Here is a 15,444-nt window from a genome sequence, read left to right on the forward strand (position 1 = left end):
CGACCCCGCCGTTACAGAAGCGCGTGTGCGTCCTCTCCACCACTCTCCAGATCGGCCGGCGTGTCCACGTCCCGCACGATGCCCGGATCGTCGACAGCGACGGTGCGGGCGGCGTCCCAGTCGATGCGGTGCGCGGCCGCCTGCGCGCCCGAGGCCTGCGCGAGGGATGCGAAGCAGCTTCGCGGAATGCCGCGCGGGTTGCCGGGCCGGTCCCGCCAGAGCGGCATCGCAGGTTCTCCGGGGAATCGCACCAGCGCATCGCGCAGCGCCGCCAGCGTGTCTTCATGCACCCACGGCATGTCCGCCAGGCCCACCACCACGGCCTCCAACCCGGGCTGCGCGAGCGACCACTGCATGCCCGCAGCCAGCGAGGTGCCCTGGCCTTCGCGGCAGCGGGCGTTCGGCACGGCCTCGAGCCCGAGGCGGGCGCAGAGCTCCAGGCCGAAAACATCATCAGGCGGCAGCACCACGGCGGTCCGCGCGAACACCCGGGAGAAGGACTGGCCCACGGCGACCAGCAGCGGCGTGCCGTCCGGCAGCAGCGCGCGGCGCTTGTCGCTGCCGAAGCGCGACGCTGCGCCGGCCGCGAGGATGATGCCGGCTACCGCGGTCGCGCCGGGCAATTCCGGCGTCGTGGAGGCGCCGATGCGGGAAGGCTGCGGATGGAAGGACGGCGCGGAAGAAGCGGGGCAGGCGTGTGGCATGCCGCAGCATACGGCCATGCCTGGCACCTGCGCCGCAAGCCGACCGTGTGCGCGCGCTCCTCCTACAGGGTGCGCGGTGCCTGACGGCGACACTGTCCGGTCCACCGGCCGTGAAGGAAGCGAGATGTCATCCAGCCACCCCACGTCGGTCGCCCGCGCCAGCGGTCCGGCCGAATCCGCCGTGTCGGTCCATACAGTGCGCCTGCACGTGAATGGAACGCCACAGCACCTCGATATTCCCTGCTGGGTCACGCTGCTCGACACGCTGCGCGACCTGCTCCGGCTCACCGGGACCAAGAAAGGCTGCGACCACGGACAGTGCGGCGCCTGCACGGTGCTGGTGGACGGGCAGCGCATCAACAGCTGCCTCACCCTCGCCGTGATGCACGACGGCGCGCATATCACCACCGTCGAAGGATTGGCGGGATTGCGCGATGGTGCCGGGGCCGACGGCGGCAACGCCCCAACCGATGCGCCGCAGGGCGGCGATGCACTGCATCCGCTGCAGCAGGCCTTCATCGACCACGACGCCTTCCAGTGCGGCTACTGCACGCCAGGGCAGCTGTGCTCCGCCGTGGGCCTGCTGAGCGAAGGCGGCGTGCGCACGGCCGACGACATCCGTGAACGCATGAGCGGCAACCTGTGCCGCTGCGGTGCCTATCCGCAGATCGTGCAGGCGATCGCCGAAGTGGCGGGCGTGCCGCTGCGTGGCCCCATGCGGTCTTCCTCGCAGCCGTCGCAGCACCCGCACCAGACCCCGATGGCGCCTGCCGGGGAGGACGCAGCATGAGAGGCTTCGACTATGTGCCGGCGACCGACATCGGGATGGCGCTCGCCACCATGCCGCAGGGCATGCACCACGCGAGCGAGCGCGCGCTGCCCGCGAAATTCATCGCCGGCGGCACCAACCTCATCGACCTGATGAAGGAAAGCGTGATGCGGCCGCGCCGCCTCGTGGACGTGGGGCGACTGCCGTTCGCGGGCATCGAAGAGGCCGAGGGCGGCGGCGTGCGCCTGGGGGCGCTGGCCCGCAACGCCGCCACCGCGCACCATCCGCTGGTGCGCGAGCGCTATCCGCTGCTCGCGGCCGCGATCCTCGCCGGGGCCTCGCCGCAAATCCGCAACATGGCCACCAACGGCGGGAACCTGATGCAGCGCACGCGCTGCCACTACTTCTACGACGTGGCCGTGCCGTGCAACAAGCGCGAGCCGGGCACGGGCTGCCCCGCGCGCGACGGGCTGGCGCGGCAACTGGCGATCCTGGGCACGAGCGACCAGTGCATCGCCACGCACCCGTCCGACATGTGCGTGGCCCTGGCGGCGCTGGAGGCCGTGGTGCATGTGCGCTCCCCGCGCGGCGAGCGCACGGTTCCCTTCTCGGACTTTCACCGGCTGCCCGGCAGTGAACCCGACCGCGACACGGTGCTGGCGAGCGACGAACTCATCACCCACATCGCGCTGCCGGCGCAGGGGTTCGCACAGCATGGCGCCTACCTGAAGGTGCGCGACCGTGCCTCGTACGCGTTCGCGCTGGTGTCGGTCGCGGCGGGGCTGGACCTGGGCGGGGACGGCCGCATCCGCGCGGCGCGCATCGCCGTGGGCGGCGTGGCCCACAAGCCCTGGCGCGTGCCGGAGGCCGAAGAGGCGCTGGCGGGCCGCGAGCCCACGGCCGAGGCGTTCGCGCAGGCGGCCGAGCGGCTGCTGCAGGGTGCGCGCGGCCACGGCGCGCCTGGCGGCCCGGGCGACAACCGCTTCAAGATCGAACTGGCCCGGCGGGCCATCGTGCGCGCGCTGGAGATGGCACGTGACGGCGAACTCACCAACACCGGCGAACTGGGCGCCGGCCACGTACAGGACGCGCAACCATGAACGCACCGATGCCGAACGAAGCGGCGGACCGCGCACAAGCAGGGCAGCAGCCCCGCGCCGATGCCGGCACCGGGCCGGTGAAGCTGGGCATGCCGGTCTCGCGCGTGGACGGCCGCCTGAAGGTGACGGGCCAGGCCCGGTACGCGGCCGAGCACCACGACGAGGGCATGGCCTTCGGCGTGGTGGTCAACAGCAGCATCGCCAAAGGCCGCATCCTGCGCATGCACCTCGAGCGGGCCCGCGCCGTGCCGGGCGTGCTGGACATCATCACCCACGAGAACCGCCCGAAGGTCCGCTCGATGGACCTGTTCTACAAGGACATGACGGCGCCCGGCGGCTCGCCCTTCAAGCCGCTGCTGGACGACGTGGTGCGCTACAGCGGCCAGCCCGTCGCGCTGGTGGTGGCCTGCACGTTCGAGGCGGCGCGCTGCGCGGCCTCGCTGGTGGAGATCGACTACGAAGTGGAGCGCCACGAGACGCACCTGCTGCGCCATCTGGGTCGCGCGCGCGACCCCAGCCGCATGAAGGCCGGCTACTCGCCGCCGTCGAAGCCCCGCGGCGATGCCGACGGCGCCTTCGAGCGCGCGCCCGTGAAGATCGAGGCCGAGTACTACAGCGGCGTGGAGCACCACAACCCGATGGAGATGCACGCCTCCACCGTGCTGCGCGGGGACGACGGCCACCTCACCATCTACGACAAGACGCAGAGCCCGCAGAACAGCCGCTGGCTGGTCTCGCGCGTGTTCGGCCTGGGCGAAGACGAAGTCACCGTGCGCAACCCGTTCGTGGGCGGCGCCTTCGGCTCCGGGCTGCGCCCGCAGTACCAGCTCGTGCTCGCGGTGATGGCGGCGCTGCACCTGCAGTGCTCCGTGCGCGTGGTGCTCACGCGCCAGCAGATGTTCACCTTCGGCCACCGGCCCGAGACCTGGCAGCGCCTGAAGCTCGCGGCCGACCGCGACGGCACGCTGCGCGCCATCGTGCACGAGGCGGTGGCGGAAACCTCGCGCATGGAGGACTACGTGGAGGTGGTGGTGAACTGGTCCGGCCAGCTCTACCGCTGCGACAACGTGCGGCTCGGCTACCGGCTGGTGCCGCTCGACCAGTACACGCCGCTGGACATGCGCGCGCCCGGCGCCGCGCACGGCGTGCATGCGCTCGAGGTCGCCATGGACGAGCTCGCCTACGAACTGCGCATGGACCCGCTCGCCCTGCGCCTGAAGAACTATGCCGACCGCGACGCATCGAAGGACCTGCCGTTCTCCACCAAGGAGCTGCGCGCCTGCTACGGCCTGGGCGCGGCCCGCTTCGGCTGGGACGGCCGGCCGATCGAACCGCGCTCGATGCGCGAGGGCCGCGAACTCGTGGGCTGGGGCATGGCCACCGGCACCTGGGATGCGATGCAGATGTTCGCCAAGGTGCGCGCGGTGCTGCATGATGACGGCCGCCTGGAAGTGAGCAGCGCGGCGTCGGACATCGGCACCGGCACGTACACGGTGATGTCGATGATCGCGGCCGAGGCCATGGGCCTGCCGCTCGAGCGCGTGACCTTCCGCCTGGGAGACTCCACGCTGCCGATGGCGCCGATCGAAGGCGGTTCCTCCCACGTGGCGACCGTCGGCTCGGCGGTGGAGGGCGCCTGCGAGAAGCTGCGCCGCCTGCTGTGGGCACTGGCGCAGCGCACGCGCGGCTCGGGTTTCGAGCGCACGCTGTTGCGCGACGTGGAGTTCGTGGACGGCCGCATGCGCCGCCGCGGCGCGCCCGCGGAAGACCGCGGCATGGCGCTCACCGACATCCTCGCCGCCCAGGGGCGCTCGCAGGTCGAGGCCCGCTACCTGCTGCTGCCCAACGTGCTCAAGCAGAAGAACTATGTGCGCGCCACCCACTCGGCCGTGTTTTGCGAGGTGAAGGTGGACGAGGAACTGGGTACCGTGCGGGTGACCCGCGTGGTCAGCGCGATCGCGGCCGGGCGCATCCTGAGCGCCAAGACGGCGCACAGCCAGATCACCGGCGGGGTGGTCTGGGGCATCAGCCAGGCGCTGCACGAAGAGACGCAGACCGACCATGCGCTGGGCCGGTTCATGAACCACAACTACGCCGAGTACCACGTGGCCTCGAACGCCGATACGCCCCCCATCGATGTGATCTTCGTGCAGGAGGACGACCGCATCGTGAGCCGCCTGGGCGCCAAGGGCGTGGGCGAGATCGGCATCGTGGGCGTGGCCGCTGCCGTGTGCAACGCGATCTTCCATGCCACGGGCCGGCGCGTGCGCTCCACGCCGATGACGCCCGACAAGGTGATGCGGCCCGCGCCCGACGTGCCGCCCAAGCCCATGGAGCACGTGCCCGCCGCGGTGGCGGCACAGGCGATGGACGCACCGCAGTGACGCACGACTCCGCACCCGAACTGCGCGTGGCCCGCGCGCTGCACGGCTGGCGCGCCGCCGGCCGCCACGCGGTGCTCGCCACCGTGCTGCGCACCTGGGGCTCGTCGCCCCGGCCCGTGGGCTCGTGGATGGCGCTGCGCGACGACGGCCTGATCGAAGGATCGGTCTCCGGTGGCTGCATCGAGGACGACCTGCTGCGGCGTTGCCTGCCCGGCGCCGCGCAGTGGGGAGGGCGGGCGCCGGAGCGTGTGCGCTACGGGCTCACCGCCGACGAGGCGCACCGCTTCGGCCTGCCCTGCGGCGGCACGCTGGAGCTGCTGCTCGAATATGACCCCGAGCCTCTCTGGCTGCAGCGCCTCGTGCAGTGGCTGCAGGAGCGCCGCGTGGTGTGGCGGCACCTGCGCTGCGCGGACGGCGCGGTGACGCTCTCCACCGAGGCCCTCGCCGCGCCCGTGCAGGGCGCTCTGGCGCTGCTCGACCACGGCGACACGCTGGCGCAGCGCCTCGGGCCCTCGCACCGCATGCTGCTGATCGGTGCGGGAGCCCTGACCGAATGCCTGGCCTCCATGGCGATGCCCTGCGGCTTCGCGGTGGCGGTGTGCGACCCGCGCGAAGAGCACCGGCAGGGCTGGAGCCTGCCCGGCGCGGAATGGGTGGACGGCATGCCCGACGATGCCGTGCTGGCGATGGGCATGGATGCGCACACCTGCGTCATCGCGCTCACCCACGATCCGAAACTGGACGATCTCGCGCTGCTGGAAGCCCTGCAGGGCGAGGCTTTCTACGTGGGCGCCATCGGTTCCGCCGCCACCACGGCCGCGCGGCGGCAGCGGCTGCGCGAGCATTTCGACATCGGCGAGGACGCGCTCCTGCGCCTGCGCGGACCGATCGGCCTCGCGATCGGCAGCCGCACGCCGCCGGAGATCGCCGTGAGCGTGCTGGCCGAGGTGCTCGCCGCGAAGAACGGCGCCGTGCTGCCGGCGGCATCGCGCATGACCGAATCCGCGCTCATCCACGGGGGGACCGCGCCGGGCGCGGCCTGCGGCTGGACGCCCCACGGGGGCGCTGCGGCTGCCTGACGCGGGCACGGCGCCTGCGCCGATGGGGCCGTAGGAGGGGGCCGACCGGCAGGGGGGCGACGCACCGATGGAGTGCAGCCCCATGCTGGGGAACCATGGAGCCATACGCCACCGGTACCCCATCATGAGAACTTCCACCCTGATCGCTCCCACCTCCGACGCTGCCGACGACGCCCGCCCGTCCCCTCGACGAACGCCCGCGCACGCGCCCGTGCGCGCACCGGAAGGGCGCTACCAGTCGCTGCACACCGCACTGCACCAGACGGCCCCCACAGCCGAGGCGCGGCGCCAGGGTGCCGCACTGCTGCGCGAAACGCAGGCCCGTGCCGACCTGCCGGCGGCCACGCTGCCGGAGCGCCCGGAAGACCTGCACGACTGGATGGCCGCGAGCCACGCCGCCGTGTCGGCCCAGTACGGCGAATACCTCGCCGCGCGGCAGGCAGGCGAAGGCCGGCGGTACTTCCGCAACCGCGCCCATGCGCTGCACTTCCTGCGAGCGGTGGCGCCGACCAAGCTGGTGGACGGCAGCTGGCTCTATGGCGTGCTGCGCCATGCGCGCAACCCGCGGATGGAGGAACTGGTGCGTACTTACCTCGAAGAGCTGGGCGATGGCGCGCCGGACAAGAACCACGTGCTGCTCTACCGCCAGCTGCTGTCGCGCTATGGCCTCTCGCAGGGCCCGGCGCTGCCCGACGCGCTCTACGAGCAGGGCGCGGTGCAACTGGCGCTCGCCTGGAACGCGGAAGAGTTCCTGCCCGAAGTCATCGGCTTCAATCTGGGCTACGAGCAATTGCCGCTGCATCTGCTGATCACTTCGTACGAGCTCAACGAACTGGGCATCGATCCGTACTATTTCCAGCTGCACGTCACGGTGGACAACGCCGACACGGGCCACGCCCGCCAGGCCTGCGATGCCGTGCTCGCCCTGCTGCCCCGCCATGGCGACCCGGAGGCCTTCTGGCAGCGCGTGCGCCAGGGTGCCCGCCTGGGCGATGCGGGCCTGGGCACCACCCGCGTCATCGCGGACTTCGACATCCGCGCCGAAGTGGTGCGCATTTTCCAGGCCAAGTGCGGTGCCGGCCAGGGCATGCATTCGGACTACTGCAAGGTGGCCGGCCGCAGCGTGAACGACTGGCTGTCGGCGCCCGAGGGCATGGATGCGTTCCTGGAAGCGCTGGTGCAGGCGAACTGGATCAAGCCCGGCCGCCCGGTGGCCGAAAGCCGCTTCTGGGGTCTGCTGCAGGGCCCGCGCTCGGAGATGTTCGGCGTGTTCTCGCCCTATGAACTGCAGGTGATCCACGACTGGATCCGCGGTGACGAGGCCAGTGCCGATGGCCAGGCGTTCTTCGAGCCTGCTTCCGCCAACGAGACGCGGCGGCGCCCCACCTTCCGTGCGCTGCAGCGCGCGCGCAAGAGCGATGCGGGCGCGGCAGGGTCGGCGGATGTGCTCGATCCGGACCTGGTGGCCTTCAAGGAGCGCCTGGCGACGCTGGACGCCGACGCCCAGTTCGATGCGCTGGTCACCGCCATGTCGCCCTCCGAGCACTGGACGCCGGTGGGCCTGTTCGCCACGCGCCGCTTCGTGGCATCGCATCCCTGAGCCGATCGGGCCGGCCGGGGTAGGCCGGCGCGGAACCCCCTCCCCATGGAAAAAGCCGCCACGCGAAGAGCGTGGCGGCTTTTTCCATGGATGTTCGCCGTTCAGGCGCTGCGCAGTGCCAGGGCCGGCTCGGCATCCGCCACGGCGACCGCGGCATCGTTGGCCGCTGCCCGGCGCCGGCGCGCCTTGCGCACGTATTCCGGATGGAAGCACCGCTCGCTGCCGTCCGAGAATGCCACGGTGATCGATTCCGAAGCGATCGCGCGCACGGTGCCTTCGCCATAGCGCTTCACGCGCACCGGCATGCCGAGTTCGAACACGGGCCGCGCGGGCGCGACGGCCTTCGCATCGGCCGCGGCGGCGTCCGGCGCCGGCACGACGATGGCCGATACGTCCGATGGCTTTCTGCGGGCCGTGCCCAGTGCGGCCGGCGTGAGCGTGGGCGGCACGGCCGCCGCCGACGCCGCCGCGTTCGCGATCGCCTGCTGCGCATCGAGCGCGGCGATGCGGCGGCAGTTGTCGCAGGTGCCGCAGCGCTGCGTCTCGCGCGCGTGGCCGAAGTAGTCGAGCAGCACTTCCCAGCGGCAGCCGCCGGTCTGCGCGTAGAACACCATGCGCTCCAGCCCGTCCTGGTCCTGCGTGCGCTTCTGCGCATAGTCTTCCAGCAGGGCGATGAGCGATTCGCTGTCGATGTCCGCGCGGCGCAGCGCCAGACGGCCGTCGGCCTTCTGGGTGACGATGCGGCGGCGGCGCAGCAGGCCGAGCGCGACCTGCAGCTTGGAGCGCGGGCGGTCGAGCGCCTGCTGCAGGAGGTCGAGCGTCCAGCCCTCGTGCGCGCCGGGCGGCGGCGACTGCAGCGCGCCATACAGCGCGTCGAGGTCGTCGGGCGTGGGATAGCGGCCCGCCAGGAAGAACTGCTGCACCGCCTTGTCCTTGCGCAGGAAGAGCAGGGTGCACTGCGCCGGCTGGCCGTCGCGCCCCGCGCGGCCGGACTCCTGGTAGTACGCATCCAGCCCGCCGGGCATCTGGTAGTGGACCACGAAGCGCACGTCCTGCTTGTCGATGCCCAGGCCGAACGCATTGGTGGCCACCATCACCCGCAGGTCGCCGGCCATGAAGCGGTCCTGCGCCTCCCCGCGTTCGGCGGCCGGCATGCGGCCATGGTAGATGCCTGCGGATTCGCCGGCGCCGGCCAGCAGCGCATGCACTTCTTCCGCCGCCTTCACCGTGGCGGTGTACACGATGCCCGAGCCCGTGGATTCCTTCACGGTGCGCAGCAGGCGGTCGCGCTTTTCCTTCTCGTCCGCGAGCTGCTCGGCACGGTAGTGCAGATTGGGACGGTAGGTGCCGGTATCGACCACGCCTGCGGCAGGAATGCCCAGCTGCCGGCGGATGTCCTGCGCCACGGGGCCGGCGGCGGTCGCGGTGAGCGCCAGCACCGTCGGGCGGCCCAGGCGCGGCAGGGCCTGGGCGATGTCGAGGAAGGCGGGGCGGAAGTCGTGGCCCCATTGCGAGATGCAGTGCGCCTCGTCCACGGCCAGCAGGTCCACTGGCCCGCCGGCCTCGAGCAATGCCTGGAAGCCGGCGTCGGCCAGCCGTTCGGGCGTGGTGAGCACGATGCGCGCGCTGCCGTCGGCCACGGCCGCTTCGGCGGCGCGCGTTTCCTCGGCGTCCAGCGCGCTGTGCAGCTGCACCGCCGGCACGCCGCGCTCGCGCAGCGCATCGCACTGGTCGCGCATGAGCGCGATGAGCGGCGACACCACCACCGTGCGGCCCGCGAGCAGCAGCGCGGGCAACTGGTAGCACAGCGACTTGCCGGCGCCCGTCGGCATGATGGCCAGCGTGTTCTCGCCGCGCAGCACGCGGTCGATCACGTCGCGCTGGCCCGCGCGCAGGGCGCGCAGGCCGAAGGATTGCTTCAGGGCCGCCTGGATGCGGGCCTGGCTGGGAGGCCGCTTGGGGGCAGCCTGGGAGGTGGAGGTGGGCATGGCGGCGATCCGATCGTTGCAGGGCCGTGCACCGGGCGCCACGATGGCGCTCCGGTACGTGCCCCTATGCTCGGGCCCGGGCCTGCCGCGGCGCGTGGGACGCCGCTTACCGGCGGTGTCATCCGGGAGCGTGCGCTGTCAGAACCGCGCCTGCAGACCCACGGCCACGGTGCGCCCGCCGCCGGGCGTCACCCACAGCCGGCTCACGGACGTGGCGTAGTAGGTCTTGTCGAACACGTTGTCCACGTCCAGCGTAAGCCGCACCATGGGCGTGAGGCGCCAGTACGCGACGATCTTCGCCGTGGTGTAGGCGGGCAATTCGAAGGCGGGCGTGCCTGCCTGGGCTTCGGCCTGCGTGCGCGCCGCGCCCAGCCGCTGGCCCACGTGGGTGACGCCGCCGCCCACGCCGTAGCGCTGTCCGTTGTCCAGCGCATCCTCGTACACCGCGAGCAGGCTGCCGTTCACGCGGGGCACGTTGATGAGGCGGCCCCCGATCTCCAGCTGGTTGTCGCGCAGCACGTCCACGTCGTTCAGCACCAAGCTGGCGTTCAGGCGCCAGTGCGTGCTGAGCTGCCCGGCCAGGTCGAACTCCACGCCGCGGCTGCGCACCTTGCCCGCCGTCACCTGGAAGCTGCCGTCCAGCGGATCGGTGGTGAGCATGTTGCGCTTGGTGATATCGAACAGCGCCGCCGTGGCGCCCAGGCGCTGGTCCGCGCTCTCCCACTTCACGCCGAGTTCCAGCGCGCGGCCCTTCTCGGGTTCCAGCGCCAGGCCGCCGCGGCCCACGGCGGACGTGAAGCCGCTGTTCGGGCGGAACGATGTGCCCGCATTGGCGTACAGCGTCCACTGCGCATCGGGCAGCCAGCTCACGCCCACGCGCGGGGAGACGGCCGTGGGATCCTGCCCGTCGGTGGTGCCGGTGCGGTGGTTGTCGTAGGTCTGCCGGTAGTGGTCGAAGCGCGCGCCGGCCAGCACGCGCCACTGCGGTGCGATCTGGATCGCGTCCTGTACGTAGAGCGCCGTGTTGCGCTGGCGTTCGGTGAAGTCGGTGTTCGGGCCGGGCGTTGGCCGGGGCTGGCCGTAGACCGGCCGATAGATGTCGATGGCATACGGCGCTGCGGCCGTGGGGTTGATGCGCAGCATGCGCGCGTCCAGCGTGTAGCGGTAGCTCTCCACGCCCAGCAGCAGCTCGTGGGGCGTGCCGCCCCACCGCAGGTTCCCGATCAGTTCGCCCTGCAGGGCCGTGTCGTCGGACGAAAAATCACGCATGCGCCGCTGGCGGCGCAGGGTGCCGTCGGCCTGCAGCGCCGAGGCTTCGGTCGAGAAGCCTTCCAGCCCCGTGGTGCGGTAGGAGAGCGCGAAGCGGCTGCGCCATTGCGTATTCCACTCGTGCAGCAGCGACAGCTGGTGCGTGGTGTTCTGCACGGTCACGTCGCCGTCGCCCGGCTCGCCCAGGAATCGGCTGCGCGGCACGTCGCCGAGCCGGTCGCCCACCGCCACCACGCCCCGGTCCAGCGGCGCGCGGTGACGCAGGTATTCGCCGCTGTAGTCCAGCACGGTGCTGCCGCCGAGCTTCCAGGTAAAGGCCGGGGCCACCACCTGGCGCTGTGCGCTGACGAAGTCGCGGAAGCTGTCCCGGTCTTCCAGGGCCACGTTGAGCCGGTAGGCGAGGTTCTCGCCCAGCGGGCCGGTGCTGTCGAGCGCCGCGCGGCGGTAGGCGTGGCTGCCCGCATAGGCTTCCACCGCGTGCGCGGCTTTCCACTGTGGTCGCTTGGTGACGATGTTGAGCGTGCCGCCGGGCTCGCTGCTGCCGTAGAGCGCGGCGGCCGGCCCTTTGAGGAATTCGACGCGCTCCACGCCCGCCATGTCGCGCGGTGCGTTGAAGCCCCGGTTGCCGGAGAAGCCGTTGAGCAGGGTGGCCGAGCCGGTGTTCTCGTTGCCCGGCAGGCCGCGGATGGCGACGTTGTCCCACAGGCCGCCGAAGTTGTTCTGGCGCGAGACGCCGCCGACGTAGTCGAGCACCTCGTCCAGGCGCGTGGCCCCGAGGTCGTCGATGGCCTGCCGGGTGATGACCCGCACGGACTGCGGCAGCTCGCGCAGCGGCAGATCGGTCTTGGCGCCCGCGGCCTCCTGGGCCTGGTAGGTGCCGGAATCCGTGCGGCCGACGATCTCGACGGTGGACAGCTGGGCCTCTCCCGCGGGAGGAAGGGCCGGGGCGGACTGAGCGCCCGCACCGCCGGCGGAGAGTGCTGCCGCCGCCACCGCGAGGGGCAGGGTCTTGAAAGGGGAATGGCTGATAAGAACAGTCATGGAATCGGTGACGCAAAAAAAAGTGGACCGCAACCCGCGCCGGCATGCCGCGGCACCCTGGTGCGCGGCATCCGGCCTCCAGCGATCGCCCGTCAGAAGACGGCGATTCCGGAACGGGAAGCAGGAAAGGGACAAGGAAGGAAGCGGCCGTACAGCCGCGCGCTTCAGGCCACCCCGGCCGGGGCCGCGGGCGCGAAGGCGGGGCCTGCCGGAGGGGCACGCGCCAAGAAGGGCCGCGGGATGCGGCGTCCACGTGCCGTTCCCGCACGCTCCACGGGTCTTTGCGAGGCCTGGGGATCTTCCGGCCAGGGCACCTGCGGTGGTTGCGGCGGAGCAGCCTGCAGGTGGGCGAAGGCCAGGCAGACCGCACATGCCCCATGGAACGGGTCCGTGCCGCCAGGGGACGTTTCGGGCAGGTCGACGGAGGCGGAAGGACCATTCGCCTGCTCCGCCATTTCCGCCATCGCCGTCACTGCCAGCATGCGTTGCGCAGGCTGCAGGGCCTGCCGCAGGTGCCCGGCCTCGTGCCACGACCAGCCCAGGCAGGCGTTCAGCCAGAGGGCCAGCAGCAGGAAGAGGGTGACGCGGCGCGGGTGTCGCATGGTGGCTTTCAGAGCGCGGGATGATAGCCGCGAGCTCGACCGTGCGGCGACTTGCCGGGACGCCGTTACATTCCGGGGGCGTGGGTCCGCATCAGATCGTGGCCGGCGCCACGCAGACCCGGTCGCGGCCTTCCTGCTTGGCCTGGTAGAGCGCCTTGTCCGCACGCTCGAGGATGGTGGCGAGCGGTTCGCCGCCGCCGTGGCAGAAGGCCAGCCCGATGCTCACCGTGAGGTGCCCCACGCCGGGGAAAGGCGCATGGCCCACCGCGATGCGGATCTTCTCGGCGACCAGCCGGCCTTCCTCGCGGTCGCTCGGCTCGGGCAGCAGTACGACGAACTCCTCTCCGCCGAAGCGGGCGACGAAATCGGTGGAACGCACGCAGCCCGCGATCAGCCCCGCCAGGTGCCGCAGCACCGCATCGCCCGTCTGGTGGCCATGGGTGTCGTTCACGCGCTTGAAATGGTCCGCGTCGATGACCATGAGCGCGAACCGCCGGCCGGATTGCCGGCACGTCGCGGCGTATTCCTCCAGCTTCTCGTCGAACCGCCGCCGGTTGTAGAGGCCGGTGAGCGGATCGCGCACCGCAAGGCTCTCCAGTTCCCGGTTGGCACGGTGCAGGGCCTGGGTGCGCTCCTCGACCTGGTTCTCCAGCGAGGCGTTGAGGCGCGAGAGTTCGCGCTCGCGCTCCAGCAGCGATGCGGTCATGGACTGGAAGGAGCGGTTCATCTGGGCCACCTCGAGGGTGTCGCCCTCCGGGTAGCGCGGCTCGCCGTCGCGGCGCTCGATGGTGCGGGCGGCCTGCGCCAGCAGTTCCAGCGGGCGGCTGAACCGGGCCGCCAGGCGGTAGGCGAAGAGGCCGCAGACCAGCGTGGCGGCCAGCCCGAGCAGGGCGAGCTGCCACTGCATCGCGCGCACCGGTGCCAGTGCCTCCCGTAGCGGCTGGCGCACGACGATGCGCCAGCCGAGGTCCGCACCCGTCACCGCCGGCATCCGCACGATGCTGCTCAGGTACTCGGTGCCGTCGGCCCACAGCAGCCGCTCGTAGCGGGCTCCCCTGCGGTCCGCGCCGTCCGGCAGCCGGGTCTGTCCTGCGAGCCGGAACGGATAGAGCACGTTGCCCGCGCGGTCGGCGATGAGCACTTCGGTGCTGGCCCCGGCGGCGCGGTCCACCGCCACGGCCTCCACCGTCTCGGTCACCCAGTGCCAGTGCGCATGCGCTCCAAGCACGCCGCGCAGCTGCCCCGTGGAATCCAGGATGGGCGCCGCGAAATCGATGAAGCGCAGCGGCTGGTCCAGGTGCCTGTTGGGCAGCCGCTTGGCGAGCAGCACCGCGTCATGCACATCGCCCACGAAAAGACGCGTGCGGGCCTCGCGGAACCAGTCGCGCTGGTCCACCTTCTCTCCCACCAGCATGCCGCCCGCGGCCTGCAGCACCTGCCCGTCGGGGCTGGCCACGCCGATCCAGGCGTACTCCATGTGGGCGTCCTTGCGCACATCGAGCGCGTCGCGCAGGGTGTCGCCGTCCAGGTCGCCCTGCATGAGCAGCGGCGACTTGCGCAGCAGGTCGATCTCGAGCGCGCGCTCGCGCAGGTTGGAGGCGAGCAGGTCGGTGGCGGAGCGCGCGGTGGTGTGCAGGATCTCGCCTGCGAAGCGCGCAAGATCCTGCGTGGCGACGCGTCCGAGGTACAGCCCCACGCCCAGCACGCTCGCGAGCGTGAGAGTGCCGAACCACAGCGTGAGCCGTCCCCGCAGGCTGGGTACGCGTGCGGACGGCTGGCGGATTGAATGCATGCGGCATTGTCGGGCAACCCCCGGACAGGGAATCCGCCGTTCGGGGAGATTCCGCGGCGGCCGGCGCGCTCCGCGGCGCTCTCCTAAAATGCCGCCCCTTCGCGGCCTGCCGACCGTCCGGCGGCCCGCACACCGGATTCCTTCCCAATGTCCATCATCGTCAACGAAGAACTCAAGGCCTACATCGACCCGCTCACCCCCGAGGAGCACGCCGCGCTGGAGCGCAGCCTGCTGGCCGAGGGCTGCCGCGACGCCCTCGTGCTCTGGGGCGACATCCTCATCGACGGGCACAACCGCTACGGCATCTGCCAGAAGCACGGGCTGCCCTTCAACACGGTGCAGCATCCGCATTTCCGCTCCATGGAAGACGTCCATCTGTGGATGATCGACCAGCACCTGGGACGCCGCAGCGTCTCGGACTTCCAGCGCGGCGTGCTGGCGCTGCGCAAGCGCGAGATCCTGGCGCAGCGCGCGGCATCGGCCGGGGCCCCCGGCGATGCGCAAGCCGCTCCGGAGGCCGCGACGGCAGCGCCGGCCGGCGCGGCGGATGCACCCTGGGACGGCCCGGCGGACGCCGCACCCGCGGCAGCGCAGGCCGGCGCAGCCGCCGCGGCGCCGCAGGCCGAGCCGCTGCGCAGCCGCGAGGCGATCGCCCGCGCGGCACGGCTGAGCAGCAGCCAGGTCGTGATGATCGAGAAGATCCAGAAACAGGCGGCGCCCGAGCTGGTGGCGGCCGTGCGCTCGGGGGCGATCTCCATCAATACCGCCGCCGTGGTGGCCACGCTCCCCGAAGAGGAGCAGCGCGCCGCGGCCCTGGCGGGCAAGGATGAGCTGCGGCAGGCCGCCAAGCGTGCGCGCGACGCGCGCCGCAAGCCCCGCGCCGAGGCGCCGCAGGAGCCCGTGGAAAACGGAGGTTCCGCAGCGGAGAACGCCCCGGCCGCGGCTGCCGCGGACGCGGATGAGATCGGCGCGCTGCGCCGCCAGGTGGCCTCCCTCACGGCCGAAAACGAGGCCCTGCGCGCAGAGGTCGCCCGGCTGCGCGCGCTCACTGTAGAGTAAGGCTGGGTGCCGGACGGCTGCTCCTTCTTTTGCAGGATACGGCCTACGCTGGGTTGC

The 15,444-nt window shown here is 71.8% G+C and carries 11 protein-coding genes; 6 read left to right on the plus strand and 5 right to left on the minus strand.

Going from position 1 to position 15,444, the window contains the following annotated elements:
• Positions 1 to 11: 11 nt before the first annotated feature.
• A complete protein-coding gene (locus Q9R47_RS11255; RefSeq protein ID WP_311233284.1) occupies positions 12 to 704 on the minus strand; it encodes a nucleotidyltransferase family protein in 693 nt (230 codons plus the stop codon).
• A gap of 124 nt (positions 705 to 828) precedes the next feature.
• Between Q9R47_RS11255 and Q9R47_RS11260 the strand changes: the two genes are divergently transcribed.
• The 5 genes from Q9R47_RS11260 (at position 829) to Q9R47_RS11280 (ending at position 7,636) form a co-directional block, all read left to right on the plus strand.
• Positions 829 to 1,494, plus strand: a complete 666-nt coding sequence (locus tag Q9R47_RS11260; RefSeq protein ID WP_311233285.1) for a 2Fe-2S iron-sulfur cluster-binding protein — start codon at positions 829 to 831, stop codon at positions 1,492 to 1,494.
• A complete protein-coding gene (locus tag Q9R47_RS11265) occupies positions 1,491 to 2,573 on the plus strand; it encodes a xanthine dehydrogenase family protein subunit M (protein ID WP_311233286.1) in 1,083 nt (360 codons plus the stop codon). The genes Q9R47_RS11260 and Q9R47_RS11265 overlap by 4 nt, the downstream gene beginning before the upstream one ends.
• Positions 2,570 to 4,957, plus strand: coding sequence for a xanthine dehydrogenase family protein molybdopterin-binding subunit (locus Q9R47_RS11270; protein WP_311233287.1), 2,388 nt, complete (start codon positions 2,570 to 2,572; stop codon positions 4,955 to 4,957). The genes Q9R47_RS11265 and Q9R47_RS11270 overlap by 4 nt, the downstream gene beginning before the upstream one ends.
• Positions 4,954 to 6,036 (plus strand): XdhC family protein, encoded by a 1,083-nt coding sequence (locus tag Q9R47_RS11275; protein ID WP_311233288.1) that lies wholly within the window; start codon positions 4,954 to 4,956, stop codon positions 6,034 to 6,036. Before Q9R47_RS11270 ends, Q9R47_RS11275 begins: the two co-directional genes overlap by 4 nt.
• Before the next feature lie 124 nt (positions 6,037 to 6,160).
• Entirely contained in the window at positions 6,161 to 7,636 is a 1,476-nt protein-coding gene (locus Q9R47_RS11280; RefSeq protein WP_311233289.1) for an iron-containing redox enzyme family protein, read from the plus strand.
• A 101-nt stretch (positions 7,637 to 7,737) separates the two neighbouring features.
• Here the strand turns inward: Q9R47_RS11280 and Q9R47_RS11285 are convergent, their stop codons facing one another.
• From Q9R47_RS11285 to Q9R47_RS11300, 4 genes are all read right to left on the minus strand, one after another.
• Positions 7,738 to 9,624 (minus strand): RecQ family ATP-dependent DNA helicase, encoded by a 1,887-nt coding sequence (locus tag Q9R47_RS11285; protein WP_311233290.1) that lies wholly within the window; start codon positions 9,622 to 9,624, stop codon positions 7,738 to 7,740.
• Between the two features lie 138 nt (positions 9,625 to 9,762).
• On the minus strand, positions 9,763 to 11,934 hold the full coding sequence (locus tag Q9R47_RS11290; RefSeq protein WP_311233291.1) for a TonB-dependent siderophore receptor: 2,172 nt from the start codon (positions 11,932 to 11,934) through the stop codon (positions 9,763 to 9,765).
• A 164-nt stretch (positions 11,935 to 12,098) separates the two neighbouring features.
• Positions 12,099 to 12,536, minus strand: coding sequence for a DUF2946 family protein (locus Q9R47_RS11295; protein WP_311233292.1), 438 nt, complete (start codon positions 12,534 to 12,536; stop codon positions 12,099 to 12,101).
• Between the two features lie 91 nt (positions 12,537 to 12,627).
• On the minus strand, positions 12,628 to 14,328 hold the full coding sequence (locus Q9R47_RS11300; RefSeq protein ID WP_311233293.1) for a diguanylate cyclase: 1,701 nt from the start codon (positions 14,326 to 14,328) through the stop codon (positions 12,628 to 12,630).
• Between the two features lie 147 nt (positions 14,329 to 14,475).
• On the opposite strand from Q9R47_RS11300, the gene Q9R47_RS11305 reads away from it, so the two are divergent.
• Positions 14,476 to 15,387, plus strand: a complete 912-nt coding sequence (locus Q9R47_RS11305; RefSeq protein WP_311233294.1) for a plasmid replication/partition related protein — start codon at positions 14,476 to 14,478, stop codon at positions 15,385 to 15,387.
• Positions 15,388 to 15,444 lie beyond the last annotated feature (57 nt).

This window comes from Acidovorax sp. PRC11, assembly GCF_031844105.1.
Classification (GTDB): domain Bacteria; phylum Pseudomonadota; class Gammaproteobacteria; order Burkholderiales; family Burkholderiaceae_C; genus Paracidovorax.